30 protein-coding genes are annotated in these 26,872 nt (G+C 59.6%); 18 read left to right on the top strand and 12 right to left on the bottom strand.

Going from position 1 to position 26,872, the window contains the following annotated elements:
* Positions 1–2 precede the first annotated feature (2 nt).
* The 5 genes from VGK14_RS08875 to pssA all read right to left on the bottom strand — a co-directional run bounded on the left by VGK14_RS08875 (position 3) and on the right by pssA (position 4,251).
* The gene (locus VGK14_RS08875; protein ID WP_331508678.1) at positions 3–599 is read right to left on the bottom strand and encodes a glutathione S-transferase N-terminal domain-containing protein; all 597 of its coding nucleotides are present in this window, start codon (positions 597–599) and stop codon (positions 3–5) included.
* 93 nt (positions 600–692) lie between these two features.
* Positions 693–1,421, bottom strand: coding sequence for a cytochrome c1 (locus VGK14_RS08880; RefSeq protein WP_331508679.1), 729 nt, complete (start codon positions 1,419–1,421; stop codon positions 693–695).
* Complete coding sequence (locus tag VGK14_RS08885; RefSeq protein WP_331508680.1) at positions 1,421–2,704, bottom strand: cytochrome bc complex cytochrome b subunit; 1,284 nt, start codon at positions 2,702–2,704, stop codon at positions 1,421–1,423. Before VGK14_RS08885 ends, VGK14_RS08880 begins: the two co-directional genes overlap by 1 nt.
* A 3-nt stretch (positions 2,705–2,707) precedes the next feature.
* Complete coding sequence (gene petA, locus VGK14_RS08890) at positions 2,708–3,313, bottom strand: ubiquinol-cytochrome c reductase iron-sulfur subunit (protein ID WP_331508681.1); 606 nt, start codon at positions 3,311–3,313, stop codon at positions 2,708–2,710.
* Positions 3,314–3,459: 146 nt separating this feature from the next.
* The gene (gene pssA / locus VGK14_RS08895) at positions 3,460–4,251 is read right to left on the bottom strand and encodes a CDP-diacylglycerol--serine O-phosphatidyltransferase (protein ID WP_331508682.1); all 792 of its coding nucleotides are present in this window, start codon (positions 4,249–4,251) and stop codon (positions 3,460–3,462) included.
* Positions 4,252–4,588: 337 nt separating this feature from the next.
* On the opposite strand from pssA, the gene tgt reads away from it, so the two are divergent.
* The 7 genes from tgt (at position 4,589) to clpA (ending at position 12,773) form a co-directional block, all read left to right on the top strand.
* Entirely contained in the window at positions 4,589–5,692 is a 1,104-nt protein-coding gene (gene tgt, locus VGK14_RS08900) for a tRNA guanosine(34) transglycosylase Tgt (protein ID WP_331508684.1), read from the top strand.
* Positions 5,693–5,729: 37 nt separating this feature from the next.
* Positions 5,730–6,047 carry a preprotein translocase subunit YajC gene (gene yajC, locus VGK14_RS08905; RefSeq protein ID WP_331508685.1) on the top strand — a complete coding sequence of 106 codons (318 nt, stop codon included), beginning with the start codon at positions 5,730–5,732 and terminating at the stop codon, positions 6,045–6,047.
* Between the two features lie 11 nt (positions 6,048–6,058).
* Positions 6,059–7,879: a protein translocase subunit SecD gene (gene secD, locus VGK14_RS08910; RefSeq protein WP_331508686.1), complete on the top strand. Its 1,821-nt coding sequence runs from the start codon at positions 6,059–6,061 to the stop codon at positions 7,877–7,879.
* Positions 7,880–7,903: 24 nt separating this feature from the next.
* Entirely contained in the window at positions 7,904–8,830 is a 927-nt protein-coding gene (secF, locus tag VGK14_RS08915) for a protein translocase subunit SecF (RefSeq protein WP_331508687.1), read from the top strand.
* Between the two features lie 19 nt (positions 8,831–8,849).
* A complete protein-coding gene (locus tag VGK14_RS08920; protein ID WP_331508688.1) occupies positions 8,850–10,109 on the top strand; it encodes an HlyC/CorC family transporter in 1,260 nt (419 codons plus the stop codon).
* A 62-nt stretch (positions 10,110–10,171) separates the two neighbouring features.
* Positions 10,172–10,483 (top strand): ATP-dependent Clp protease adapter ClpS, encoded by a 312-nt coding sequence (gene clpS / locus VGK14_RS08925; protein ID WP_331508689.1) that lies wholly within the window; start codon positions 10,172–10,174, stop codon positions 10,481–10,483.
* 1 nt (position 10,484) lies between these two features.
* Positions 10,485–12,773 (top strand): ATP-dependent Clp protease ATP-binding subunit ClpA, encoded by a 2,289-nt coding sequence (gene clpA, locus VGK14_RS08930; RefSeq protein WP_331508690.1) that lies wholly within the window; start codon positions 10,485–10,487, stop codon positions 12,771–12,773.
* Between the two features lie 56 nt (positions 12,774–12,829).
* Here clpA and VGK14_RS08935 read toward each other — a convergent pair whose 3' ends face one another.
* Positions 12,830–13,840 (bottom strand): quinone-dependent dihydroorotate dehydrogenase, encoded by a 1,011-nt coding sequence (locus VGK14_RS08935; RefSeq protein WP_331508691.1) that lies wholly within the window; start codon positions 13,838–13,840, stop codon positions 12,830–12,832.
* A gap of 52 nt (positions 13,841–13,892) precedes the next feature.
* On the opposite strand from VGK14_RS08935, the gene VGK14_RS08940 reads away from it, so the two are divergent.
* The 6 genes from VGK14_RS08940 (at position 13,893) to VGK14_RS08965 (ending at position 17,597) form a co-directional block, all read left to right on the top strand.
* A complete protein-coding gene (locus VGK14_RS08940; protein ID WP_331508693.1) occupies positions 13,893–14,654 on the top strand; it encodes a flagellar brake protein in 762 nt (253 codons plus the stop codon).
* 42 nt (positions 14,655–14,696) lie between these two features.
* Positions 14,697–15,554 (top strand): A24 family peptidase, encoded by an 858-nt coding sequence (locus VGK14_RS08945; RefSeq protein WP_331508694.1) that lies wholly within the window; start codon positions 14,697–14,699, stop codon positions 15,552–15,554.
* 5 nt (positions 15,555–15,559) lie between these two features.
* Positions 15,560–16,156 carry a dephospho-CoA kinase gene (gene coaE, locus VGK14_RS08950; protein WP_331508711.1) on the top strand — a complete coding sequence of 199 codons (597 nt, stop codon included), beginning with the start codon at positions 15,560–15,562 and terminating at the stop codon, positions 16,154–16,156.
* A 70-nt stretch (positions 16,157–16,226) separates the two neighbouring features.
* The gene (gene zapD, locus VGK14_RS08955) at positions 16,227–16,985 is read left to right on the top strand and encodes a cell division protein ZapD (protein ID WP_331508695.1); all 759 of its coding nucleotides are present in this window, start codon (positions 16,227–16,229) and stop codon (positions 16,983–16,985) included.
* Positions 16,973–17,167: a DNA gyrase inhibitor YacG gene (locus VGK14_RS08960; protein ID WP_331508696.1), complete on the top strand. Its 195-nt coding sequence runs from the start codon at positions 16,973–16,975 to the stop codon at positions 17,165–17,167. Before zapD ends, VGK14_RS08960 begins: the two co-directional genes overlap by 13 nt.
* Positions 17,157–17,597, top strand: a complete 441-nt coding sequence (locus VGK14_RS08965; protein WP_331508697.1) for a copper chaperone PCu(A)C — start codon at positions 17,157–17,159, stop codon at positions 17,595–17,597. The genes VGK14_RS08960 and VGK14_RS08965 overlap by 11 nt, the downstream gene beginning before the upstream one ends.
* Here VGK14_RS08965 and VGK14_RS08970 read toward each other — a convergent pair.
* The 4 genes from VGK14_RS08970 to argJ are packed head-to-tail and all read right to left on the bottom strand — an operon-like array spanning position 17,594 to position 20,973.
* Positions 17,594–17,974 (bottom strand): hypothetical protein, encoded by a 381-nt coding sequence (locus VGK14_RS08970; RefSeq protein ID WP_331508699.1) that lies wholly within the window; start codon positions 17,972–17,974, stop codon positions 17,594–17,596. The genes VGK14_RS08965 and VGK14_RS08970 overlap by 4 nt on opposite strands.
* Positions 17,965–18,903: a Nudix family hydrolase gene (locus VGK14_RS08975; RefSeq protein ID WP_331508700.1), complete on the bottom strand. Its 939-nt coding sequence runs from the start codon at positions 18,901–18,903 to the stop codon at positions 17,965–17,967. Before VGK14_RS08975 ends, VGK14_RS08970 begins: the two co-directional genes overlap by 10 nt.
* On the bottom strand, positions 18,896–19,747 hold the full coding sequence (locus VGK14_RS08980) for an ATP-binding protein (RefSeq protein WP_331508701.1): 852 nt from the start codon (positions 19,745–19,747) through the stop codon (positions 18,896–18,898). The genes VGK14_RS08975 and VGK14_RS08980 overlap by 8 nt, the downstream gene beginning before the upstream one ends.
* Complete coding sequence (gene argJ / locus VGK14_RS08985; RefSeq protein WP_331508702.1) at positions 19,747–20,973, bottom strand: bifunctional glutamate N-acetyltransferase/amino-acid acetyltransferase ArgJ; 1,227 nt, start codon at positions 20,971–20,973, stop codon at positions 19,747–19,749. The genes VGK14_RS08980 and argJ overlap by 1 nt, the downstream gene beginning before the upstream one ends.
* 129 nt (positions 20,974–21,102) lie before the next feature.
* Here argJ and VGK14_RS08990 point away from each other — a divergent pair, with 129 nt between their 5' ends.
* The 5 genes from VGK14_RS08990 (at position 21,103) to VGK14_RS09010 (ending at position 26,329) form a co-directional block, all read left to right on the top strand.
* Complete coding sequence (locus tag VGK14_RS08990) at positions 21,103–23,475, top strand: GspE/PulE family protein (protein WP_331508703.1); 2,373 nt, start codon at positions 21,103–21,105, stop codon at positions 23,473–23,475.
* Positions 23,476–23,505: 30 nt separating this feature from the next.
* Positions 23,506–23,877 carry a DoxX family protein gene (locus tag VGK14_RS08995; RefSeq protein WP_331508705.1) on the top strand — a complete coding sequence of 124 codons (372 nt, stop codon included), beginning with the start codon at positions 23,506–23,508 and terminating at the stop codon, positions 23,875–23,877.
* A 33-nt stretch (positions 23,878–23,910) separates the two neighbouring features.
* Positions 23,911–24,537, top strand: a complete 627-nt coding sequence (gene dhaL, locus VGK14_RS09000; protein ID WP_331508706.1) for a dihydroxyacetone kinase subunit DhaL — start codon at positions 23,911–23,913, stop codon at positions 24,535–24,537.
* Positions 24,538–24,707: 170 nt separating this feature from the next.
* Positions 24,708–25,697 (top strand): dihydroxyacetone kinase subunit DhaK, encoded by a 990-nt coding sequence (gene dhaK, locus VGK14_RS09005; protein ID WP_331508708.1) that lies wholly within the window; start codon positions 24,708–24,710, stop codon positions 25,695–25,697.
* A gap of 11 nt (positions 25,698–25,708) precedes the next feature.
* Positions 25,709–26,329 (top strand): glutathione S-transferase family protein, encoded by a 621-nt coding sequence (locus VGK14_RS09010; RefSeq protein ID WP_331508709.1) that lies wholly within the window; start codon positions 25,709–25,711, stop codon positions 26,327–26,329.
* A 20-nt stretch (positions 26,330–26,349) separates the two neighbouring features.
* Here VGK14_RS09010 and VGK14_RS09015 read toward each other — a convergent pair whose 3' ends face one another.
* Both VGK14_RS09015 and VGK14_RS09020 read right to left on the bottom strand, forming a co-directional pair.
* Complete coding sequence (locus tag VGK14_RS09015) at positions 26,350–26,646, bottom strand: type II toxin-antitoxin system RelE/ParE family toxin (RefSeq protein ID WP_331508710.1); 297 nt, start codon at positions 26,644–26,646, stop codon at positions 26,350–26,352.
* A gap of 108 nt (positions 26,647–26,754) precedes the next feature.
* The coding region (locus tag VGK14_RS09020) for an IS3 family transposase (RefSeq protein WP_331508712.1) at positions 26,755–26,872 on the bottom strand (118 nt) is incomplete at its 5' end.

Genomic DNA, 26,872 nt, shown 5'->3' on the forward strand with positions numbered 1-26,872 from the left:
AACTACTTGCGCATCGCTTTTTCCGACGGCGTCATCGCCTCGATATAAGCCGGGCGGCTGAAAATGCGCTCGGCATACTTGAGCAACGGCGCCGCCTGCTTCGGCAATTCAATCCCGTAATGATTGAGGCGCCACAGCAAGGGCGCGATCGCAACATCCACCATCGAGAATTCTTCCCCCAGCATGTACGGCTGTTTGGTGAAAATCGGCGCAATCATCGTCAGGCCGTCGCGAATCGCGATACGGGCTTTGGCGGCATTCCTGGTTTCTTTTTCGATATCGGCAATATGCGAAAACAGCTGTTCCTCGAAGTTGTGCAGGAACAGGCGCGCACGCGCACGCATCACCGGGTCTGCCGGCATCAGCTGCGGGTGAGGGAAACGCTCGTCGATGTACTCGTTGATGATATTGGAAATATCCAGGCGCAGATCGCGCTCCACCAGTACCGGCAGACGGCCGTCCGGGCTGAGTTCGATGAGGTCGTCCGGCTTGTTGCTGACGTCGACGTCGATCACCTCGAAGTCCATGCCCTTTTCGAACAGCACGATACGGCAGCGCTGGCTATAGGGGCAGGTGGTTCCGGAATAAAGTGTCATCATGATGTTTCTAGCCTCTGAAATGAAACCGCGGGGAACGCGGGGAATCGCTCCCCCGGGTACCCCGCAGATTAGTGATAGCGGCAATATGCCGAATTAATGAACGTCTTTCCAGAATTCCTTTTTCAGGTAATACGCCGGCACGACCATCAGGCCCAAGAACAGCAATACCAGCAAGCCGAGCTTGTAACGAGTCGCCCGCGCCGGCTCGCCCATGAAGGCCAGATAATTGACCAGGTCGGCCACCATCGCATCATACTCGGCGGTCGACATCTTGCCGGCCTTCTCCAGCACCAGCTTGTGCGACTCGACCTTGTTGCCGTGCGCGTCGGTGGTCTCTTCCAGCTTGAGATGCTGCTCGCCTTGCAGTTCATACAGCACATGCGGCATGCCAACTTTATCAAAAGCCACGTTGTTCCAGCCGGTTGGACGCGCACTGTCGCGGTAGAACCCGCGCAGATAGGTATAGAGCCAATCGGCGCCGCGCGAACGCGAGACCACTGACAGATCCGGCGGCGTGGCGCCGAACCAGTTCTTGGCGTCCTTCTTGTTCATCGCCACTGTCATCGTTTCGCCGACCTTTTCGCCGGCGAACATCAGGTTGCCCTTGATCTGCTCGTCGGTGAGCCCGATATCCTTGAGGCGGTTGTAACGCATCGCGGCTGCCGAATGGCAGTTCAGGCAGTAATTGACGAATACCTTGGCGCCGCGCTGCAATGACGCCTCATTGGCGGGATTAATCGGCGCCTTGTCGAGATGGACGCCTTCGTTGGCCTGTGCCGCAAACGGCAGCACCAGCGCCAGCATCAGAATCAGCTTTTTCATTATGCCGTCACCCTTTCCGGAACCGGTTTGGTCTTGTCTTTTTTCGTGTACCACGGCATCAGGACGAAGAACAGGAAATATACCGTGGTGAAGATGCGCGAAGCCACCGTGGCGCGGTCGACGCCGCCGAGGACGGGGATGCCCTTGTCGAAAGTGCCCCATACCGTGGTGACTTCGGTGCCGAGGTAACCCAGGATCAGGAAGCTCACGACGAAGGCCGCCAGCCACGACTTGTACAACACGCCACGGTAGCGGATGGACTTCACCGGGCTCTTGTCGAGCCACGGCAGCGCCGCGAAGATCACTACCGAGGCGCCCATTGCCACCACGCCCGGGAACTGCGAATTGAACAGCGGCGGCACCGCGCGCAGTATCGAGTAGTAGGGCGTGAAATACCATACCGGCGCGATATGCGGCGGGGTTGCCATCGGGTTGGCGGGGATGAAATTGTTGGCTTCGAGGAAGTAGCCGCCCATCTCCGGCGCGAAGAACACGATCGCCGAGAACACCATCAGGAATACCACCACGCCGAGGATATCCTTCACCGTGTAGTACGGATGGAAGGGGATGCCGTCCAGCGGGATATGCGTCTTGGGATCCTTGTGCTTCTTGATCTCGATGCCGTCCGGATTGTTCGAGCCCACTTCATGCAGCGCGATGATGTGCGCCACGACCAGGCCCAACAGCACCAGCGGCAGCGCGATCACGTGGAATGCGAAGAAGCGGTTGAGCGTGGCGTCGGAGATCATGTAGTCGCCGCGCAGCCACAGCGAGATGTCCGGACCGATGAACGGGATCGAGGTGAACAGGTTGATGATCACCTGCGCGCCCCAGTAGGACATTTGCCCCCACGGCAGGAGGTAGCCGAAGAATGCCTCGCCCATCAGGCACAGGAAAATGCCGACGCCGAACAGCCAGATCAGTTCGCGCGGATTGCGGTGCGAACCGTACAAGAGGCCGCGGAACATGTGCAGGTACACCACCACGAAGAACATCGAGGCGCCGGTGGAGTGCATGTAGCGGATCAGCCAACCCCACGACACGTCGCGCATGATGTACTCGACCGAAGCGAACGCCATTTCGGCATCGGGCTTGTAGTGCATGGTGAGGAAAATGCCGGTGACGATCTGGATCACCAGCACCAGCATTGCCAGGGAGCCGAAAAAGTACCAGAAATTGAAATTCTTCGGCGCGTAGTATTCGGAAAGGTGCGCCTTCCAGTTGGCGGTAAGCGGGAAACGCTCGTCCACCCAGTTCAGCGCACAAGTCAGGTATTTATTCATGGCTTAAGCTTCCTTCCCGTCTTGGCCGACACCGATCAAGAGACGCGCGTCGGTGACGTATTTATGCGGAGGCACTTGCAGATTGATAGGGGCGGGAGAACCCTTGAACACGCGGCCCGCGAGGTCGAACTTGGAACCGTGGCAAGGGCAGAAGAAGCCGCCCGGCCAATCGGCGGCCATGCCTTCCTCGATGCCAGCCTTGAGCTTGGGCGTCGGCGAGCAGCCGAGGTGGGTGCAGATCCCCACTACCACCATCAATTCCGGCTTGATCGAACGCGAAGCGTTCTTGGTGTATTCGGGCTGCTGCGAAACCACTTCCAATTTGGGATCGGAGAGCTTGTCTTCGATCTTGGTCAATCCTTCCAGCATTTCCTTGGTGCGGTTAACCACCCATACCGGCTTGCCGCGCCATTCGAACGTCACCATCATGCCCGGCTCGATCTTGGAGACATCCACCTCCACCGGAGCTCCCGCCGCCTTGGCACGCTCGGAAGGCAGCATGCTCATGACGAAAGGCACTGCTACGGCAGCGGTGGCAACTCCCCCCATCGCCGTCGTCGCGGCAATCAAAAAGCGCCGCTTACTCTGATCCACATCTTGGTTGGCCATTTACGCAATCCTTAACAGACGCAAAACTAAAAGGATGGCATTGTACCGTTTTATGCGGATAATTTAAACGAGGAATTAGCTCGGATTTTTTCCGGTGTGGCAGTCATATTTAAGGAATCGATTTACGCATGCCGCAAACTTGACCGCTACTGTTCCGGCGGCGGCCGCAGGCGGCGCATGGCCCAGGCCACATATCCCGACAATCCGTACAGCACAAAGATCATGAACAGGACTTCGGCCGGACTATAGGAAATCAGCACGAACGCGAGCACGATCAGCAATACCACGACAAAAGGTACGCTGCGGCGCAGGTTGAAATCCTTGCCGCTGAAGTAGCGCAAATCGCTGACCATGGTGAGGCCAGCGAACACCGTGGCGGCCCAGGCCAGCCATTTCATGTGCAACCAGCCGAAAAAAATGTCGCTGCCGGCGATATCGTAGGAACTCGCCACCCACACCAGCCCGGCGAGCAGCGCAGCGGCAGCCGGGCTGGGCAGGCCCTGGAAATAGCGCTTATCGGATTCGTCCAGCTTGGTGTTGAAGCGCGCCAGGCGCAAGGCAGCGCCGGCGCAATAAATGAAAGCGGCGATCCAGCCCAGCTTGCCCATGGGTTTAAGCGCCCACACATACAACACCAAAGCCGGCGCAACGCCGAACGACACCATGTCGGACAGCGAGTCGTATTCGGCGCCGAATGCGCTCTGGGTATGCGTGAGGCGCGCGACCCGTCCGTCCAGCCCGTCCATCACCATCGCGATAAAAATCGCCACTGCGGACAATTCGAAATTGCCGCTCATCGCTTGCACGATGGAATAGAAACCCGCAAACAAGGCCCCCGTGGTAAACAGGTTGGGAAGCACATAAATGCTGCGTTCGCGCAATCTGGGGTCGAGTAGCGGCTTGTGCCGGCGCCGGCGATCGTTCGGTGGAGTATCCATAAGGCGCAGTATAACAAAGTCACCGCCAAGCCAAAGCAAACAGGCCAGAGCCTATTTCAACAGGTTTCATCCCCCGCGCTTTTTGCTTGCGGGATGCAGTGCAAGGCATGGGCTGCGCAGTGTAGTCATTCTCCACAAGCAGACCATAACGCCACAATGCGCCCGCAGGCAAAAAGCCCTCCGGGTTGAATCTGGGCAGGGCGTCTGCGGCGTTGCACCACTTGTCAATGGAACAACCATTGGCCGCGCGTTGCGCCTTGCATTCATCCCTGCCCAGACTCAACGCGGGGGATGAAACCTGTTGAAATAGGCTCTTATGGTAGTATGCCGCCCCATTATGCAATTCATCGTCAATCACACCGACAGCGCGGCGCGGCGCGGCGCACTCGCGCTCGCCCATGGCACGGTGCAAACCCCGGCCTTCATGCCGGTGGGCACCTACGGCACCGTCAAGGCGATGAGCCCGGCCGAGCTCAAGGATATCGGCGCCCATATCGTACTCGGCAACACCTTCCACCTGTGGCTGCGGCCGGGGCTCGACATCGTCGCCGCGCACGGCGGGCTGCACCGCTTCATGGGCTGGGACGGCCCCATCCTCACCGATTCCGGCGGTTTCCAGGTGTGGAGCCTGGGGGAACTGCGCAAGATTACCGAGGAGGGCGTGAAATTCCGCTCGCCGGTCAACGGCGACCCGTGCTTCCTGACACCGGAAGAATCGATGCGGATACAGAAAATACTGAATTCCGACATCGTGATGATTTTCGACGAGTGCACGCCCTACCCCGCCAGTCACGACCAGGCGCGCGAGTCGATGGAGCTTTCGTTGCGCTGGGCGGCGCGCTCCAAGGCGGCGCATGCCGGCAATCCCAACGCACTGTTCGGCATCATCCAGGGCGGCATGCATGAGGATCTGCGCGATCGATCGCTCGCCGAACTGAGCAAGATCGGTTTCGACGGCTATGCCATCGGCGGGCTCTCGGTGGGAGAACCCAAGGAGGATATGCTGCGCATCCTCGCCCATACCGTGCCGCAGATGCCGGCGGACAAGCCGCGCTACCTGATGGGCGTAGGCACGCCGGAAGACCTGGTCGCAGCAGTGAGCAAGGGTGTGGACATGTTCGACTGCGTGATGCCGACACGCAATGCCCGCAACGGCTGGCTGTTCACGCGCTTCGGCGACGTCAAGATCAAGAACGCGCGCTACAAGGATGATACCGGGCCGCTGGACCCGCAATGCACCTGTTACACCTGCCGTAATTTCACCCGCGCCTATCTGCACCATCTGCACCGCATAGGCGAGATTCTGGGCGCGCGGCTCAATACCATCCACAACCTTCATTACTACCAGGAATTGATGCAGGGTCTGCGCGGCGCCATCGAGAGCGGTGCGCTGGCGTCGTTCGTGTCTGAGTTCGAGCGGCAACGCAGCGGCCTGTGCTAGAATCTTTCGCATTTTTCGCTAGTTAAAGGATTTCCCCGTGTTTATCAGCAATGCTTACGCCGCCGATGCGGTCACCGCCGCCAGCCTCACCAGCTACTTGCCCATCGTGGTCATTTTCGTGCTGTTCTACTTCATGCTGATCCGTCCGCAAATGAAGCAGGCCAAGGAGCACGGCAAGATGCTGGCCGCCCTGCAGAAAAACGATGAAGTGGCGACCTCCGGCGGTCTGGTCGGCAAGGTAGTCAAGGTGGGCGACAGCTTCGTCAGCCTCGAAATCGCGCCGGAAGTCATCATCCAGGTACAGAAGCACACCATCCAGACCTTGCTGCCCAAGGGCACTATCAAAAGCCTGTAAAGGGCCTCGCCATGAATCGTTACCCGCTGTGGAAATACATTTTCATCGCCGCCGCGCTGCTGATCGGCGCGCTTTATTCCCTGCCCAACCTGTTCGGTGAATCGCCGGCGGTGCAGATATCCTCGGCGAAAAGCGCCGGCACGGTGGACGCATCGCTGCTGGGTGAAGTCGAGTCGCTGCTGAAGCAGGAAAAGCTGTCCTACCAGGGCATCATGCTCGACAAGAGCAGCATCAAGGTGCGCTTCGCCGACCCCGACACGCAGATCAGGGCCAAGGATCTGATTTCCGCCAAGCTCGGCAGCGGTTACGTGGTCGCGCTCAACCTGCTGTCGCGTTCGCCGGCCTGGCTGCAAAGCGTAGGTGCGCTGCCGATGTATCTGGGGCTGGACCTGCGCGGCGGCGTGCATTTCCTGCTGCTGGTGGACTTTAAAGCGGCTCTGGACAAGGCGATCGAGCGTTACTCCGGCGATATCCGCACCCAGTTGCGCGACAAGCGCATCGCCTACAGCGGGATTTCGCGCGAAGGCCAGTCCGTACAGGTCAAATTCAAGGATGCTGCCGAACTGGCCAAGGCTGAAGCTGAAATCAGAAAAGACTTTCCCGACCTGACCTTGAAGGATGCCGATGGCAGCGGTAGTGAAAAATTGCTGCTCGCCAGCCTGGACCTGCCGGCGCAAAAGCGTATCCAGGAATTCGCGCTGAAGCAGAACATCACTACGCTGCACAACCGCGTCAATGAACTGGGCGTGGCCGAACCCATCATCCAGCAACAGGGCGCAGACCGCATCGTCGTCCAATTGCCGGGGGTGCAGGATACCGCCAAGGCCAAGGAAATACTGGGCCGCACCGCCACGCTGGAAATCCGCATGGTGGACGAGGAGCATCCCGTGCCAACCAGCAAGAGCGGCCCCGTGCCGTTCGGTAGCGAGCTCTACGTCGAGCGCAACGGTATTCCGGTGCTGGTGAAAAAACAGGTGGTGCTGACCGGCGAATACATCACCGACGCCAGCCCCGGCATCGAGCAGCAAACCGGCCAATCCGCGGTGCACGTCAATCTCGACGGCCGCGGCGCGCGCATCTTCAAGCAGGTCACGCGCGAAAACGTCGGCAAGCGCATGGCCATCCTGCTGGTGGAAAAGGGCTCTACCGAAGTGATTACCGCGCCCGTGATCCGCGAGGAGATCGGCGGCGGGCGCGTGCAGATCACCGGCATGAAGAACGTACAGGAAGCCACCGACGTATCGCTGCTGTTACGCGCCGGTGCGCTGGCGGCGCCGATGGACATCGTCGAGGAACGCACCGTCGGCCCCAGCATGGGCGAAGAAAACATCAAGCGCGGCGTGCATTCCACGCTATGGGGATTTGCCGCGATTTCTATCGTGATGATTCTCTACTATCTGGTGGTCGGCTCCGTTTCGGTGCTGGCATTGGGCGTCAACCTGCTGCTGCTGGTCGCGGTGCTGTCGCTGCTGCAGGCCACGCTCACCCTGCCCGGCCTTGCCGCGATCGCGCTGACGCTGGGCATGGCGATCGACGCCAACGTGCTGATCAACGAGCGTATCCGCGAAGAACTGCGCAACGGCAATAGCCCGCAGGCGGCGATCCATGCCGGTTACGAGCGCGCTTTTGACACCATTCTGGACTCCAACGTGACCACGCTGATCGTCGGCATCATGCTGTTCACTTTCGGCTCCGGCCCGGTGCGCGGTTTCGCCATCGTGCACGTGCTGGGGATACTCACGTCGATGTTCAGCGCGGTTCTGGTCTCGCGCGCGCTGATCAATCTGATTTATGGCCATCGCCGCAAGCTGACCCACGTGGCAATCGGCTAACAGCGCGGCTAGGAAAAACAAATCATGGAATTATTCAGAATCAAACACGACATCCCGTTCATGAGCTATGGCCGTTTGACGACGACCATCTCGCTGATCACGTTCATCCTGGCCATATTCTTCCTCGCCACCAAGGGACTCAATTTCGGCGTGGACTTCACCGGAGGCACGGTGATGGAAGTCGCCTACCCGCACCCGGCCGATGTCGGCAAAATCCGCAACGCGATGGACGCGATCAGCCTCAAGGAAGCTTCGGTGCAGAACTTCGGCACCAGCCATGACGTACTGATCCGCCTGCCGGTGAAAAAAGGTATGACCAGCGCCAAGCTTTCCGAAGACGTGCTGACGGCATTGAGAAAAGATGACGCCGCCGTCCAGATGCGCCGCATCGAATTCGTCGGTCCGCAGGTGGGCCAGGAACTCTATGAAAACGGTGCGATGGCATTGCTGCTGGTGTCCCTCGGCATCATGGGCTATCTCGCGGTCCGTTTCGAATGGCGCTTCGCGGTATCGGCCATCATCGCCAATATGCACGACGTGGTGATCATTCTCGGCTTCTTCGCGTTCTTCCAGTGGGAATTCAACCTCACCGTGCTGGCCGCGGTGCTGGCCGTGCTGGGGTATTCGGTGAACGAATCGGTGGTAGTGTTCGACCGGGTGCGCGAGAATTTCCGCAAAATGCGCAAGGCCAGCGTGCCGGAAGTCATCAACAACGCCATCACGCGCACCATGTCGCGTACCATCATCACCCACGCGATGACGCAGACCATGGTGTGCTCGATGCTGTTCTTCGGCGGCGAAGTGCTGCACAACTTTTCGCTGGCGCTGACTATCGGCATCCTGTTCGGTATCTATTCGTCGGTGCTGGTGGCCAGCCCCATCGTGATGTGGCTGGGCATTTCACGCGAAGACCTGATCAAGGTCGAGAAAAAACCCGAAGCCGACGCTTAACTGAAACCTTCCCAACCGCTTGGACGACATCCCCTTATCGTTGCTGTTCGCCGCGCTCGGTACGCTGCTGCTGATCGGCGCCTTTTTTGCGATTGCCGAAACCAGCCTGATGTCGGTCAATCGTTACCGGCTCAAGCATCTGGTGAAAGAAGGCAACCGCGGCGCCAGGCTGGCCAGTTCGCTGCTGGCAAGAACGGACAAGCTGCTGGGCGTGATCCTGCTCGGCAACAACCTCGCAAACGCGGCCGCCGCCACGCTGGTCACCGTGATCGCCGTGAGGATGTTCGGCGAAGGCGAATGGGTGCTTGCCGTCGGCACGCTTTCCGTCACCTTCGCCATCCTGGTATTCGGCGAGATCTCGCCCAAAGTGGTGGCAGCGGCCTATCCGGAACGCCTGGCGATCGCGTCCAGCTATATCCTCTACCCGCTGCTGAAGCTGGTCTACCCGGTGGTCTGGTTCATCAATCTGTTCGTACGCGCTTTTCTCGGCGTCCTGGGACTCAAGCCCAACTTCTCGGAAACCGTGCATGCGATCACGATGGAGGAACTGCGCAGCATCGTGCAGGAAGCCGGCAGCTTTATCCCCAAGAAACACCAGACCATACTGCTTAACCTGTTCGAACTGGAAAAGATTACTGTCGACGACGTGATGATCGCCCATACCTATATCGAAACCATAGATTTCGATGCGCCGCTGGATGTCATTGCGGCCCAGATCGCCACCAGCCACCACACCCGTCTGCCGGTTCGTGCCGGGCAGGCCGAAGAAGTCATCGGCGTTCTGCATATTCGCAAGGTGCTGCATCAGGTGCAGAGCGGCGAGCTGACCATGGAGGCGCTGCGCGAAGTGATGAGCGAACCGTACTTTGTGCCTTTGGGCACGCCGTTGTACGCACAGTTGCAGCAGTTCCAGGAAAAGCAGCAGCGCCTGGCGCTGGTCGTGGATGAATACGGCGAATTGAAAGGCTTGGTGACGCTGGAGGACATTCTGGAGGAAATCGTCGGAGAATTTACCACGCAGTCGCCGGCCCGCTCTTCCGCGTTTCACCGGCAGGAGGATGGCAGCTGGCTGGTCGACGGCTCCGCCACGTTAAGAGAGCTCAACCGCAAGCTTAAACTGAAGTTCCCGCTGGATGGCCCCAAAACCCTTAACGGGCTGGTGCTGGAGCACTTCGAGGATATTCCGGAACCCGGAACCAGTTTCAAAATCGCCAATCACACGCTGGAAATCATCCAGGCCCAGGACAAGGTGGTCAAGAGCGTACGAATTGTTCCCTGATATCCGGCAACTGTGGATTCAGCACTTGAAAAATTTCCTGATCGGCTCAAAATAGGCTAAACATGGGAAGCACGAAATACGTTGAGCGTTTAAAAGAGCAATCCGTCAGCACCCGGCTGAAACCGCCGCCGATGTATAAGGTACTGCTACTGAACGACGATTTCACTCCCATGGAATTCGTAGTGACTGTTTTGCAGCGCTTCTTTGCAAAAAGCCGTGAACAAGCGACGCAAATCATGTTCAAAGTACATACCGAAGGCGCCGGCTTATGCGGCATTTATCCTCGGGATGTGGCTGAAACCAAAGTACAGCAGGTCATCAGCCTCGCCCGGGAACACCAGCATCCGCTGCAATGCGTGATGGAGGAAAATTAAAGTGATAGCACAAGAGCTCGAGGTTTCCCTGCATATGGCGTTCATGGAAGCGCGCCAGCAACGCCATGAGCTGATTACCGTAGAACACCTGCTGCTGGCGATGCTCGATAATCCGACCGCAGCTCAGGTTCTGCGCGCCTGCGGCGTGGACATCGAAACCTTGCGGCGCGAACTGACCGACTACATTACCGAGCATACGCCCGTGGTGTCCGGCAGCGCCGAGGTCGACACGCAACCCACGCTTGGATTTCAGCGCGTCATCCAGCGCGCGATCCTGCATGTGCAATCCTCCGGCAAGAAGGAAGTGAACGGCGCCAACGTACTGGTGGCGATCTACGGTGAAAAGGATTCCCACGCGGTATTTTTCCTGCATCAACACGGCATCACGCGCCTGGATGTGGTGAATTACATCGCCCACGGCATTGCCAAAGTCACCGAGAACACTACCGAGAAACGCGCCTCCGGCGAACAGGAAACCGAGCAGGAGCAAGCCGGCAGCAATGCGCTGGAAAGCTTCACGTTGAATCTCAACGCCCAGGTCGCGGCCGGTAAAATCGATCCCTTGATCGGCCGTACGCTGGAACTGGAACGCGTAATCCAGACCTTGTGCCGCCGCCGCAAGAACAACCCTCTGCTGGTAGGAGAGGCCGGAGTGGGCAAGACCGCCATCGCCGAAGGATTGGCGCGCCTGATCGTCGAGGGCGACGTGCCGGAAATCCTGTCGCATTGCGTGATCTATTCGCTGGATATGGGCGCGCTGCTGGCCGGCACCAAGTATCGCGGCGATTTCGAGCAGCGCCTGAAAGCGGTGCTGAAGAAGCTGGGCGGCAACCCCAACGCGATCCTGTTCATCGATGAAATTCATACCCTGATCGGTGCCGGTGCCGCTTCCGGCGGCTCGCTGGACGCTTCCAATCTGCTCAAGCCGGCGCTGTCCAACGGCCAGCTGAAATGCATAGGCGCGACCACTTACCAGGAATACCGCGGCATTTTCGAAAAAGATCACGCGCTGTCCCGCCGTTTCCAGAAAATCGACGTGGAAGAGCCCTCCATCGCCGAAACCGTGGATATCCTCAAAGGCCTGAAGTCGCGTTTCGAAGCGCACCACAGCGTGAAATACACCTCCGCTGCGCTGTCCACTGCGGCCGAGCTGTCGGCGAAATACATCAACGACCGCCACCTGCCGGACAAGGCCATCGACGTCATCGACGAGGCCGGCGCCGCGCAGCGCATATTGCCGAAATCGCGCCAGAAGAAGGTCATCGGCAACAAGGAAATTGAAGAGATTATTTCGAAAATCGCGCGCATTCCTTCGAAGAACATTTCCAGCGACGACCGCAATGCACTGAAGACGCTGGACCGCGACCTCAAGGCCGTCGTGTTCGGCCAGGACGCCGCCATCGACGCGCTGGCTGCCGCGATCAAGATGTCGCGCAGCGGGCTGGGCAACTCATCCAAGCCGATCGGCGCGTTCCTGTTCAGCGGCCCCACCGGCGTCGGCAAGACCGAGGTCGCGCGCCAGCTGGCCTACACGCTGGGGATCGAACTGGTGCGCTTCGACATGTCCGAATACATGGAGCGCCACGCGGTTTCCCGCCTGATCGGCGCGCCTCCGGGCTACGTCGGCTTCGAGCAGGGCGGCCTGCTGACCGAAGCCATTACCAAGCATCCGTACTCGGTGCTGCTGCTCGATGAAATCGAAAAAGCGCACCCGGATATTTTCAACATCCTGCTGCAGGTAATGGATCACGGTACGCTCACCGACAACAACGGGCGCAAGGCCGATTTCCGCAATGTCACTATCATCATGACCACCAATGCGGGGGCCGAAGCTTTGTCCAAGACCAGCATCGGCTTCACCAAGAGCGCCAGTGAAGGCGACGAGATGGGCGAGATAAAGCGTTTATTCACGCCGGAATTCCGCAATCGCCTGGATGCGACGATCTCGTTCAAGGCGCTGGATCACGACATCATCATCCGCGTGGTCGACAAGTTCCTGATGCAGCTGGAAGATCAGCTGCACGAGAAGAAAGTGGACACCATGTTCACCGATGCGCTGAAGGACTTTCTCGCCAAGAAGGGCTTCGACCCGCAGATGGGCGCTCGCCCGATGTCCAGGCTGATCCAGGACACGATACGCAAGGCGCTGGCCGACGAGCTCCTGTTCGGCAAGCTGGCCAACGGCGGGCGTGTGACGGTCGACATCGGTGCCGACGAAAAGGTGATACTAAGCTTTGAAAACACCCAGGCTTCAGCCCCAGTTGAAGCCGCCGACGAAGGCGTCATGTAGTTTCACCCAAAACAAAAAGGGCGGCTTGGGCCGCCCTTTTTTATGCGGCGCTTGCGCTAGCCCAGCGCCGCGCAGACTTCCCTGACCAGTTCCGGTCCGCGATAGATCAGACCGCTATAGACCTGCACCAAGGCGGCCCCGGCCTGGATTTTCTCTGTTGCGTCCGCTCCGTGCAGAATGCCGCCAACGCCGATAATCGGGATTTCATTCCCCAAAGACAACGCCAGCTGCTTAATGACCGCGGTTGATTTGATGCGCACCGGCGCGCCCGAAAGCCCGCCGGCTTCATCCGCATGCGGCAGGCCTTCCACGCCTTCGCGCGCAAGCGTGGTGTTGGTGGCAATGACGGCGTCCAGATTGTGTTTCAGCAATAATTCGGCGATTTCGCCGATCTGCCCGGCTTCCAGGTCGGGCGCGATCTTGAGCGCGATGGGGACGTATTTGCCGTGGATATCGGCAAGCTGCGCCCGGGCCTGCTTGAGTGCGGACAGCAATCCTTCCAGCGCATCGCTATCCTGCAATTGGCGCAGGTTTTTGGTGTTGGGTGATGATATATTCACCGTCACATAGCCGGCATATTGATATACCTTGCGCAGGCAAATCAGGTAGTCGTCCGTTGCACGCTCGATCGGCGTATCGAAATTCTTGCCGATATTGATACCCAGAATGCCGCGGTAATTGCAGCGCCTGACGTTGTCGATCAAGGCATCGACGCCGTCATTGTTGAATCCGAAACGGTTGATGATGGCTTGCGCCTCAGGAATGCGGAACAGCCGCGGCTGCGGATTTCCCGGCTGCGGGCGCGGCGTCACCGTCCCCACTTCGATAAAGCCGAAACCCAGCGCGGCCAGCGCATCGATATAGGCGCCATTTTTGTCGAGGCCGGCGGCCAAGCCCACCGGATTGGGGAACGTCAGCCCCATGACCTGCCGCGGTCGACAACTGGGCGCATCCGGGATGAGGCCAGAAAGCCCGAGGCGATGCACGATCGCCAGAGACTGCAGCGTGAAATGATGGGCGCGTTCGGCGTCCAGACGAAACAGCAGGGGACGGATCAAATTGTACATGGCAAAATTTTACCCGATATAATCACCCTGCTGCGTCAATCAGGCAAACACCATGAGTCCATCCATAGACCCCGGCAGCCCTAATCAAGAACAGATGGTACCTTCGGATACCGCGCTGCCCAGGATCGGCTCGCTGCCTACACGCTCCTATCATTTTGACGATCTGCGCCTGCAGGTCGATCACCGGCTGCAAATCGACCCTCCCGCAGCACGTCCCGGAGAACATTTCTATACCCGGCTGCTCGGTTTCCTCAAAGGCAGCAGCTTGATCGTCAGGCTGCCGGCGGCCTGGAACGGCACTATTCCGCTGGCCGAAGGCGACACTGTGCTGGTACGCGGCTTTTCCGGGCGCATCGCTTACGCGTTTAATTGCGATGTGCTAAAAGTCCGCCACCTGCCTTATTCTTACTGCCATCTGTCTTATCCGGCCGAGATCCAGGGTGCGGAAATCCGCAAGGCGGTGCGGGTACGGGTGAGTATCCCGGCTCGCCTGAGCAATCTCGCGCCGGGCAGCACCTCGGGGCAGGAGGCCACCATTTCCGACCTCAGCGCGTTGGGGGTACAAGCGGATTGCGCTATCCCGCTCGGCGAGCCGGGCCAGCATGTCGCCATCAGCTTTCGCTTCTGGCTCCAGCCCAACGACTATGAAGTCAATTTCAATGCCGGCGGCATTATTCAAAGCTCTCATCAGGCCGACAACGCTGCCGGCTGGTGTTACGGCATCCGTTTCCAGAACATGCGCTCCACCGAAGCCATACTCCTGCAGCATCTGATTTACGAACAGCTGATGGAAAAACATGCCGCGATTATCTGACGCCGCTTGCCAGCCTTTTTCGCAAATGCCATCATCCCACCCATGATAGAACTCCTGAATACTTATCCCCCCATATTTATCGCCATCGCCAGCCTGTTCGGCCTGATGATAGGCAGCTTTCTCAACGTCGTGATCCACCGCCTGCCGCTGATGATGGAGCGCGACTGGAAATTGCAATGCGCCGCATTGAACGGCGGGCAGGAAGATATCTCCCGGCCTGCCGCCTATAATCTGGTCGTACCGCGCTCCGCCTGCCCCGCGTGCGGCCACCGGATAAGCGCGCTGGAAAACATCCCGGTGATAAGTTATCTATGGCTGGGCGGAAAATGCGCGGAATGCAAGACGCGCATCAGCACCCGCTATCCTCTGGTCGAGCTTCTCACCGGCGTGCTAGGCGGGCTGGTTGCCTGGAAATTCGGTTTCGGCCTCACCGCGTTCGCGGCGTTTTTCCTGGCTGCCAGCCTGATCGCATTGACCTTCATCGATTTCGATACCCAGCTTCTGCCCGATGACATTACGCTGCCGTTGTTATGGGCAGGACTGCTGTTCAGCATGAATGGCGGCTTCGCCGACCTCAAATCCGCCGTGATCGGCGCGATGGCGGGCTATCTGGCATTGTGGGCAGTTTACTGGCTGTTCAAGCTGGCCACCGGCAAGGAAGGCATGGGCTACGGCGATTTCAAGCTGCTGGCGGCGATAGGTGCCTGGTTCGGCTGGCAATTATTGCCGGCGGTAATCTTGTTATCCTCGCTGCTTGGTTCCATCGTGGGCATCGCGCTGATCGTGCTGGCCAAACATGGCCGCAACGTGCCTATTCCGTTTGGCCCCTATCTGGCGCTGGGCGGTATCGCCGCGCTGTTCTGGGGGCCGCAACTGGCAAGCTTTTATCTCGCGGCTTGATCGGCATGCTGGCGGTAGGCCTGACCGGTGGCATCGGCAGCGGCAAAAGCACCGCTGCCAGGCTGTTCGCGCAATTGGGTGCAAGCATCATAGATGCCGATGCCATCGCGCATGTGCTGACCGCACCCGGCCAACCAGCAGTCAAGGCCATTACCGCCGAATTCGGCACGCAATATTTGTCACCTGACGGCGCGCTGGACCGGGCTGCCCTGCGCCACCTGATATTCAATGACCGCCGCGCAAAAGAAACGCTGGAGAACATCCTGCACCCCCGCATCCGGCAATGCGTCATCGCTGAACTGGCCCGCTCCGGCAATGCTCGCTACTGCATGATCGTCGTGCCGCTGCTATTTGAAACCGGCGCCTATGCCGACCTTATCCAGCGCACGCTGGTGGTGGATTGCCCGGAGGCATTGCAGATCGAGCGTGCGATGGCCCGCAGCGTTTTGACCGAGGCCGAAGTACGCGCAGTCATGGCAGCCCAATTGCCGAGAGCGATGCGTCTTGCCCGCGCAGACGACATAATTGTCAACGATTCCGATCTTGAAAACCTGACAGAAAAAGTCAATGAAATGCACAAAAAGTATATAAGGCTTGCATAGTTACACAATCAACCTCATAATCCGCATCAACCTACGGTCAGCCTAACCCTATGCTGGAAAAGAAATTTTCGTGACCACTTACGATTACCCTTTCAACGAGCGTATCCGTATCCTGCTCCGGCTGGAAGACCTCTTCGTCAAAGTCCAGCACCATGCTGTGGGCACCCATGAATTCAGCCATCACTGCGCGCTGCTGGTGATATTCCAGATTCTGGACCTGGTTGACCGCTCCGACCTCAAAACCGACCTGCTGCAGGAACTGGACCGCCAGAAACAGGTGATGGACAGCCTGCGCGGCAATCCGGCCATCGCCGAAGAAATCCTCAACGAAGTAATCGGCGAAATCGAAAAGACCGCCGTCAGCCTGCGCGGCATGACGGGGCGCATCGGGCAGCCTCTGCGCGAAAGCGAATGGCTGATGGGAATCAAGCAGCGGGCGGTGATGCCGGGCGGTGCCTGCGAATTCGACGTTCCCTCCTATCACTACTGGCTGGGCCAATCGGCGGAAACGCGCCAGGCCAGCATCGAAAACTGGTTGATGCCGTTATTGCCGCTGTACGACGCCCTTCGCATCATTCTGCACATCCTACGCGGCAGCGGCTCCAAAACCCGCTATACCGCGGTGCAGGGCGCGTTCCAGCAAATGCTGGGCGGCGCCAAACCGGCGCAGATGCTGCGCGTCACGCTGGCCGACGAAGCAACGTGCTTTCCCGAAGTGAGCGCCAACAAGTACGCCATCAATATCCGTTTCAACTGCTTGGACGGCGCGCAAAAACCGCGGCCGTTCGAAGCGGATGTCGCTTTCGACCTGATTCTGTGCAACCTGTAAGCCCTGAACCCAAAAAAGTCGCCTGCCCCACCTGCGGGGAACCGGTCGAATATAGAACCGACAATCCCTGGCGGCCGTTCTGCTCAGAGCGCTGCAAGCTGATGGATCTCGGTCAATGGGCCTCCGAAGGCTACCGCATTCCGGAAAGCGAAAAACCACCCAAGGATCTCAATGATGAATAGCACCTTGATGATGAATAGATTGATTTGTACTCTCGCGCTGCTCCTGCTGTGCCGCAGTGTTTATGCCGAGGTCGCCGTCAGCGATGCCTGGGCGCGAGCCACCGCGCCCGGACAGGAAGTGGGAGCGGCCTACCTGAGCCTGAAGAGCGACAAGCCGGCCAAACTGGTAGCGATCAAAAGCGCTGTCGCCGACAGCGTGGAAATTCACGAAATGTCGATGAAAAACGGCGTGATGAAAATGCGCATGCTGGAGACGCTGGACCTGCCCGCCGGCAAGCTGGTCAAGCTCGAGCCCGGCGGATTCCACCTGATGCTGGTCGATTTGAAAAAGCCTTTGAAGGCCGGTGAGAATATCGAAATCGTGCTGACGTTCAAAGACGGCAAAGGCACCGGCACGCAAAAAATCCGGCTGCCGGTAAAAGCCGACTAGCCGCCGGTGAACGGCATCGCGTAAATTTTTCCGCCCGCTTCCAGGCGCAATATCCAATCATGCCGTCCTTGTACGCAAGCCGGCAGCATGGCCTCGGCATGCCATTTGCCGTTATTCCATAGCAGGCGGTAACGGTTCAGGCCCATCTCCATGCCCTGCATTTGAAAACTCGCATAAGGCGCGGCGCTCTCGGGCGCGATGACGTCGAGGTCGAACCTCCGCATGACGGCGGGAATTTTCGAGAAACGCACTTCCATTCCTGCATCCAGACGGCACCCGGCAACAGGATCCCTGCAATGGACGGCCTGCACCGCAGGGGATTTGGCGCAGGCCGATAGCGCCAGGATGATCATGCATCCCCAAAGCTTCATTGCCATACCCCCCTCTGCATCGCGATACCATGCGCCCCGTGCCGCCAGGCAGCGAGCAGGTCGGACGCCGCCATTCCGCCCAGCGCATAGACCGGCATCGGCTGTTCCAGAATCATGTGTTCAAAACCGTCCCAGCCCAATGCCGGCGTCCCGGGATGGGTCAAGGTCGGCTGCACCGGCGCGAGCAGCGCATAGTCAAGATTAAGTTCGGCCGCCCGGCCCAACTCCCCGCGGTTGTGGCAGGAAGCCCCGCATAGCAGGCCCGCAGGCTTGCCGGCGGTTGATGCCATCAATACTGCAGACGGCAGATGCACGCCGTCAGCGCCGACGGCAAGCGCCAACTCGATGTCGCCATTGACGACCACTTTTGCACCATAGGGCTTTGCGTGCCGCACCACCAACGCGGCGAAGCGCGCGAATTCGTCCTGCGTCAACTGCTTTTCCCGCACTTGCATCATGCGCAGGCCGTTTTGCAGTGCATGTTCCAGCGCGCTCAGGAAGGCTCTCTCTCCCATTTCGGCCAGATTGGTGATGGCGTAGGTCGACGGCAGGCGCAGCGCATCGAGCACCGGAGCATTGGCTGGCAGCAGTGGAGAAACGGCGACTTGCTCCGGGCTCTGCCAGGATAACTGCTGGTTCTCCTTGCCGTGCGCTTCTCCGTGCCAGCGCCGTACCGTGAAGAAGCGCAACTTGACTGTGCGCTCGGGGTAGCTGAACACGCGGGTAATCCAGGGGTAAGCCTCTGCGGCTTCGATGCCCAGCTCTTCGTGCAGTTCGCGCTGCAGCGCATGGAACGGCGTTTCCCCGGCTTCGATCTTGCCGCCGGGAAATTCCCACCAACCCGCCCACGGCTTGCCCTCCGGCCGCTGGCCCAGCAGCACCTGACCGTCATCGCGCAGGATGACGGCGACGGCAGCCTCGACAGTTTCAGCCATTTAAACCGCGTTGCCCCGCCCAATCGCGCGCGAACTGCCAGGCCACGCGGCCGCTGCGGGAGCCGCGTCCCAGCGCCCATTGCAGCGCGGCACGGCGCGCCTGCGGCGTGAGCCGCGTGATGCCGAAAGCATGCAGCCAATGCTTGACGATGGCCAGGTACTCGTCCTGGTCGAAAGGGTAGAACGACAGCCACACACCGAAGCGCTCCGACAGCGCTACCTTTTCCTCGACCGTCTCGCCGGGGCGGATTTCGTCCGACTCCAGGTTTTCCGCCATGAATTCCGGCATCAGATGACGCCGGTTGGAGGTGGCGTAAATCAGGACGTTGTCCGCCGCCCCGGCGATAGAGCCGTCCAGCGCCACCTTGAGCGCCTTGTAGCTGGGGTCGTCCGCCTCGAAAGACAAATCGTCGCAGAACAGGATGAACCGCTCGGGGCGCCCTGCCACCAGATCGGCAATATCCGGCAAGTCGACCAAATCGTTCTTGTCCACTTCCAGCAACCGCAAGCCATCGCCGGCATACTCCGCCAGCAAGGCTTTGATCAGCGACGATTTGCCGGTGCCGCGCGCGCCGGTCAGCAACACATTGTTGGCCGGCAGACCGCGCACGAACTGCAGCGTGTTGCGTTGCAGTGAGACTTTTTGCCGGTCCACGCCTTGCAGATCGGCCAACCGGATATGCCGGGGATGCGCCACCGCCTGCAGAAAGCCGGCATTGCCGCGCTTGCGCCAGCGCCAGGCCTGGGCCGACCAGTCGGGCTCTGGCGTTGCGGCAGGCAACACGCGGCCCAACCTTTCCAGCAAGGTTTCGGCGCGGGTAAGCAGGCGATCGAGGTCGACCATCAGGTTCGGTAGTCCGCGTTGATTTTCACGTAATCGTAGGAAAAATCGCAGGTCCAGATGGCGGCCGAAGCATCCCCGCGCCCCAGCACCACGCGCACGGTGATTTCCGGCTGCTGCATCACGCGCTGGCCGTCGGCCTCCCGATAGCTCGCCGCGCGGCCACCGTTCTGCGCCACCAGCATGTCATCCAAAAACAGCTGCACCTGGCTGACGTCGAGATCCGCGATGCCGGCATTGCCCACCGCCGCCAGGATACGCCCCAGATTGGGATCGGAAGCGAAAAATGCGGTTTTCACCAGCGGCGAATGCGCAATCGCATAACCCACCTTGCGGCATTCGGCTTCATCCTTGCCGCCTTCCACCTCGATCGTCATGAACTTGGTCGCACCCTCGCCATCCCTGACAATGGCCTGCGCCAGCGTCGCGGCGACCTCGGTCACGGCATCGCGCAGCGCGACGTAGTCCGCATCCTGCGCGGCGATCTCGGCATTGCCGGCCTGGCCGCTGGCAATCAGGATCAACGAGTCGTTGGTCGAAGTGTCGCCATCCACGGTGATACAGTTGAAGGAACGGTTGACCACATGCCGGATCATCGCTTCCAGCACCGGCTGCGCGACGGCGGCATCGGTCGCGATGTAGCCCAGCATGGTGGCCATGTTGGGGTGGATCATGCCGGAACCCTTGGCGATGCCTGTCACGGTCACCATGTTGCCGCCGATCCGGATCTGCTTCGAGCACGCCTTGGCGACGATGTCGGTGGTCATGATCGCTTCCGCGGCATTGGCCCAGTTGTCCTCGCCGAGGTTCTCGACGCATGCCGGCAGCCCAGCCACCACGCGCTCCACCGGCAGCGGCTCCATGATGACCCCGGTGGAGAACGGCAGCACCTGGTCGTCGGCAATCCCAAGCAAGCCTGCCAACGCCTCGCAGCTGCGGCGGGCGCGCAGCAGACCATCCTCGCCGGTGCCGGCATTGGCATTGCCGGTATTGACCAGCAGTGCGCGGATGCCGCTGCTCTTCGCCAGATGCTGTTTGCACACTACAACCGGCGCGGCGCAGAACCGATTCTGCGTGAACACGCCGGCGACGCGGCTGCCCGGGCTCAACCGCATCACCAGCAAATCCTTGCGGTTCGGCTTGCGTACATGCGCTTCGGCATGGCCCAGCTCGACCCCCTTCACGGGCAGCAGGGAGGCGGGATCGGGGGCGGTCAGATTGACGGGCATAAAGGCGGCTCCAATAACTGAATGATTAAGGTGAATTTTACCGTATTCCCGCGCTGCCGGCCGCGAATTGACTTTCAAGTTCCGTATGATAGTGTTCGACTCTTGCACTGACTTTCCGGAATGACAACGATGAGCACTGCCGCCCCGAAGAATGACGCCAGCCTCGCCGAGATGGGCTCCAGGCTGGCTTTCACCAAGAAGCTGCAGGCTGTTACCAATAAAATCCATGCCACCCGCAACATCGATGAAATCATTGTCGAAGTCAGCGAAGACGTCCGTAACCTGTTCGAGGCCGAGCGCCTCACGCTGTATGTATTGAGCGAAGACAAGACCGCAATCGTTTCCAAAGTCAAAACCGGGCTCAATGCTTTCAAGGAACTGCGGTTGGCAATCAACCCGCAAAGTATCGCCGGCTATGTCGCTCTCCAAAGAGTGATGACGAATATCGCAGACGTTTACGACGATGCCGAACTGAGCCGGATCAGCCCGGAAATCCGCTTCCTGAAAGAAGTCGACAAGAAAACCGGTTTCCGCACCAAGCAAATGCTGGTCCTCCCCATCATCAGTCTGGAAGACGCCGGCCTGATGGGTGTGGTGCAGGTGATCAACACGCTGTCCGGCCTGCCTTTCCCGGAAATGGCGGAAGAAGGCGCGATCGAGATCGCCAAGACGCTGGCGATCGCGCTCAACCAGCGCCAGGTGCCGCTGGGACAGGCGATCAAGACCAAATACGACAACCTGGTGGCCGAGGGCGTGCTTGCCGCACAGGAACTGGAACTCGCCCAGCGCTCCGCGCGCAGCAAGAGCAAGGACCTGGAAGAGGTGCTGATCGAGGAATTCCAGGTCAAGCCGGCCGACATCGGCAAGGCGCTATCGGTGTTTTTCGGCGTGCCTTACGAACCCAGCAAGAACGACCGCATCAAGCCGATGGATTTGCTGAAAAACCTCAAGCAGGATTACGTCCAGGCCAGCGGCTGGGTGCCGATAGACGAAAGCAGGGAAGACGGGCTGATCATTCTCACCCCCGACCCCGAACGCGTGCGCGGCTCGCGTATTGTCAGCAATATTTTTCCCAAGCACGCCAAGGTCACTTACAAGGTTTGTCTGAACCGCGACTTTGTCGCCACGCTGGCGCAATTCTACGGCGCCAGTTCGCTCACCGGCTCGATCGACGATCTGCTGTCGACGCTGGGCGAGGACGAGGAAGAAGGCGGCTTGAGCCAGGAGGATATTTCCGCCGCACAGGACAACGAACTGGTAAAGCTGGTGAACAAGATCATCATCGACGCCTACAACCAGGGCGCTTCCGACATCCATATCGAACCCTATCCGGAAAAAGCCAAGACCGAAGTCCGTTTCCGCAAGGACGGCACGCTGGTCAATTACATCGAGGTGCCTCCCAGCTATAGAAATGCGCTGGCCGCGCGCATCAAGATCATGTGCGACCTCGACATCGCCGAAAAGCGCAGGCCACAGGACGGCAAGATCAAGTTCAAGAAATTCGGGCCATTGGATATAGAGCTGCGCGTCGCCACCATCCCCACCGCGGGCGGTCTGGAAGACATCGTGATGCGTATCCTCGCGGCCGGCAAACCGATTCCGCTCGACAAGCTGGGGCTCTCCAAGCGCAACAACGCCAAGCTCAAGGAATTGGTCGCCAAACCGTATGGACTGTTCTTCGTCTGCGGCCCCACGGGTTCCGGTAAAACCACTACGCTGCACTCCGCACTGGGCTACATCAATACGCCGGAAACCAAGATCTGGACTGCGGAAGACCCGGTGGAAATCACCCAGAAGGGGCTGCGCCAGGTGCAGGTCAACAAGAAGGCCGGACTGGATTTCGCGATGGTGATGAAAGCCTTCCTGCGCGCCGACCCGGACGTCATCATGGTGGGCGAAATGCGCGACAAGGAGACCGTCTCCACCGGCATCGAGGCCTCATTGACCGGCCACCTGGTGTTTGCCACGCTGCACACCAACAGCGCGCCGGAATCCATCGTGCGCCTGCTGGACATGGGCATGGACCCGTTCAACTTCGCCGACGCGCTGCTGGGCATCCTCGCCCAGCGCCTCGGCAAACGCCTGTGCGACTGCAAGGAAGCCTATACGCCGGACGCCAACGAAATCAAGGGCATGCTCAACGAATACTGCCTGGAACTCAAAAACACCATCGGCTGGAAAAAAGACCCCGATGCCGCCTACAAGGCCATCTACCAGGAATGGGTGAAAAACTTCGGCAACGACAAGGGCCAGCTCACGCTGTACCGCGCCAAGGGCTGCGACAAGTGCAACAACAGCGGCTACAAGGGCCGCGTCGGCCTGCACGAGTTGCTGGAAGGCACCGACGCCATCAAGAAAAACATCCAAGAGCACGCCCGCGTCGCCGAAATGTTCGCCACCGCGCTGGATGACGGCATGCGCACGCTGAAGCAGGACGGCATCGAAAAAGTGCTGCAGGGTGTCACGGACATGAAGCAGGTCCGTGCGGTCTGCATCAAATAACCGTATCGACAACCACTCTAGGAGAACACCATGAATCCTTATGTTCACTTGCTTGGCCGCATATTGCTCGCGCTGATCTTTGTGCTGTCGGCAGTCGGCAAAATTTCCGATCCCGCCGGCACCGCAGGCTACATGCAGTCCATGGGCCTGCCCGGCATCCTGCTGTGGCCGACCGCCGCACTGGAATTGCTGGGCGGCATTGCCGTCATCGTCGGCTTCCAGACCAGAATCGTGGCCTATGCGCTTGCGGTATTTTCGGTGGTGGCGGCGCTTGTCTTTCATCACAATTTCGCCGACCAGATGCAAACGATCATGTTTATGAAAAATCTCGCCATCGCCGGCGGTTTCCTGCTGCTTGCGTCCAGCGGGGCGACGGCCTTGAGCGTCGACAGCAGCACATAACTCTTCCGGCCGGTCCGGTCTTTACCTGTATTTATGAAAACCGAATTCATCCTCCAGGCCGCCCAGGCCGTCAACGCCGCCATCCTTTCCAGCGAATCCGCAATCGAATCGCTCGACCGCGAGATCGGCGACGGCGATCATTTCATCAACATGAAACGCGGCTGCGCCACCATCGTCACCATGTACGATGAACTGGCCAGCCTGAGCCCGGATGCGGCGCTGCAAAAAATCGGCATGAAGCTGCTCTCCACCATAGGCGGCGCTTCCGGACCGCTGATCGGAAGCTTTTTCATGGCCATGGCGAAAACGGTAAAGGAACAGGGCGCGGAAACCCTGCCGCAAATCGCTGCGGTTTTTGCCGCTGGGGTGGAGGCGATCAAGAACCGCGGCAAGGCGGACTTGGGCGAGAAGACCATGCTGGACGTGCTGATCCCGGTGTCGCGCACGTTTACCCAACTGGCCGCAGAAGGCGCCGAACGCGCGCCCTTGTTGGATGCGCTCAAGCGCGAGGCTGAAACAGGCATGCTGGCGACGCGCGACCTGATCGCCACCAAGGGCCGCGCGGCATTCCTGGGCGAACGCGCCATCGGCCACATCGACCCCGGCGCCAAGACCAGTCAGGTAATTATCCAGACGGTATGCGATCTGGCACTGGGTTAAAAGCAATAATTAACCGCCGATGAACGCAGATAAAACCAAAACGGTCTTCCGCTTTTCTATTTGAACTCCTGCCATTGATTGAACGAAAAAGTTTTAAGGCTGGGAATTTGGGGTGTCGGCGTTTATCTGCGTTCATCAGCGGTTAAACTGTAATTTCAGGAGGGGCTCACATGAAAAAATTCATCAACCGGATTGACGACCTACTGGTCGAGAGCCTGTCCGGCTTTGCCGCGGCGCACCGCGACCTGGTCAGCCTGCATCTCGACCCCAATTACCTGACCCGCGCGCAGAAGCCCCGGAACAAGGTCGCGCTGATCTCCGGCGGCGGTTCCGGCCATGAGCCTTTGCATAGCGGCTTCGTCGGCTACGGCATGCTGGATGCCGCCTGCCCCGGCCATGTGTTCACCTCGCCCACGCCCGACCAGATGCTGGCCGCGGCAGAAGCCGTGGAAAACGGCAAAGGGGTACTGTTTATCGTCAAGAATTACGCCGGCGACGTGATGAACTTCGAAATGGCGGCCGAGATGCTGCCGTTCGCGCATGCCACTGTACTGACCAGCGACGACGTGGCGGTGGAGAACTCCACCTACACCACCGGGCGGCGCGGCGTCGCGGGCACGGTGATCGTCGAAAAAGTGGTCGGCAGCCTGGCCGAAACCGGCGCCAGCCTGGCGGAATGCAAGGCGCTGGGCGACAAGGTCAACAGCCGCACCGCCTCGATGGGCGTGGCGCTCACCAGTTGCATCGTCCCGGCCGCCGGACGGCCGACCTTCGAGATCGATAAACACGAACTGGAAATGGGTGTCGGCATCCACGGCGAGCCGGGCCGCCGCCGCGAAAAAATGCGCTCGGCGGACGAAATCGTCGCCGACCTCATCGCCGCGATCCTCGAAGACCTCAAGCCCGCGGCCGGCAGCGAAGTGCTGCTGATGGTCAACGGCTTCACCGGCACGCCGCTGATGGAGCTCTACGTGCTCTACAACTCGGCGGCCAAGCTTCTCGAAAAACACGGCCTCAACATCAGCCGCTCGCTGGTCGGCGACTACACCACCTCGCTGGAAATGGCCGGCGCGTCGATCACCGTCTGCCTGCTGGACGATGAAATCCGCCAGCACTGGGATAGCCCGGTGCACACCCCGGCCCTGCGCTGGGGAAAATAAAGGAGACAGCCATGATCCAGATTTACGGCCACCCCTACACCCGCTCGACGCGCGCCACCTGGGCGCTGGAAGAGGCCGGTGCCGATTACGAATTCATCCCGGTAGACCTGTCCAGGGGCGAGCACAAACAACCGGAGTTCCTCAAAGTGAACCCCGGCGGCAAAGTGCCCGCGCTGGTCGATGGCAACCTCGCATTGACCGAATCCGCCGCCATCTGCACCTACATCGGCGAAAAATTCCCGGCCTCCGGCCTGGTGCCGGCAGATATCGCCGACCGCGCGCATTATTTCCAATGGTGTTTTTTCGCGATGAGCGAGCTGGAAACGCCGCTGTGGACGATGGCGAAATACACTAAGCTCCTGCCGCAAGAGCACCGCATCCCGGCAGTCGCGGAAACCTGCATCTGGGAATTCCATCGTGCCGCCTCTGTGCTGGCACAGCATATGGAAGGCCGCGAATACGCCGTCGGCAGCCAGTTCACCGCCGCCGACATCCTGCTGGGCGGCACGCTCAACTGGGCACGCAAAGCGGGAGTCAAGCTGGAATCGGCGGTGCTGGAAGCTTACGCCGAGAGGATGGCGACGCGGCCAGGGTTGCTTAGGGGCAGGGAGAAGGAAGCGCAGGCGGCTTGAAGCTACCGGAATCGGTACGCTTAATCCTTAAAAATATTCAGCGCCGATATCGCGTGCATGGTGCAATACCCGGAGCACGATGACACCATCGGCGTCCGGTACATAGAAATAATGTAGGGCGTCCTGGTCGGAAAACTACGTAGCTCATCCCCCAAATCCGGCCGTGCCCTCCCCATTTCAGGCTGAGCACCGATCAATATCGCCGTTCCGTAAATCGAGCCCAGAACCCTATCTGCCGCTGTCGGGTTGTCTTCCGCGATGGTCAGCCAAAGATCCAGAAGGTCCGTCTCTGCCGCACCGGCGAAACGAACCGACATCAGCTGGCGCGACCCTCCAACAATTCCCGGCCACGCTGCTTAAGCACGGCAACGTCAATCTCCGATATCCGCCCCGCTTTAACATCATCCTGAATCGCCCCGTCCCCACTAGACACTTTCGAGCCTGCTGAAATACTGCCTCTCGAACTCTACCGGAGACAGGCTGTTGTTGTAACCATGTCGTCGGGTTGGGTTGTAAAACATCTCGATGTAATCGAATACATCC

The sequence above is a fragment of the Novimethylophilus sp. genome, from assembly GCF_036504375.1.
Classification (GTDB): Bacteria; Pseudomonadota; Gammaproteobacteria; order Burkholderiales; family Methylophilaceae; genus Novimethylophilus.